Raw genomic sequence first — 272 nt, forward strand, 5'->3', positions numbered from 1 at the left:
CTGCCTTACCAAAAAGTTTCAGGAAAAACAAAAAATCACTTCATTCTCTTGAAGTGATGTTGTTTATTTATTATTTCCGCTTCCTTTTATGTAATCATGCAAGATTTTCTCACAGACGGATCGATTTCCGGCATCAATGCTATTTTTCTCTAGAAACGTTAAGCGTTCTCCGTGAATATTCGAGTAAACAGCGCCTACCTCATCAAGCACCACACATCCAGCCGCATAATCCCATGGCGCTAGCCTTAACGTGACATATGCGTCGCTTCTTC

The 272-nt window shown here is 40.8% G+C and carries 1 protein-coding gene; it reads right to left on the minus strand.

Features of this window, described 5'->3' with window-relative positions; translation table 11 throughout:
* Positions 1 to 63: 63 nt before the first annotated feature.
* Positions 64 to 272 (minus strand): inositol monophosphatase family protein (locus tag KVT11_RS19880; protein WP_302693877.1); only part of this gene is annotated, 209 nt, incomplete at its 5' end.

Source organism: Bacillus sp. GbtcB10 (genome assembly GCF_019091365.1).
GTDB lineage: Bacteria > Bacillota > Bacilli > Bacillales > Bacillaceae > Bacillus > Bacillus altitudinis.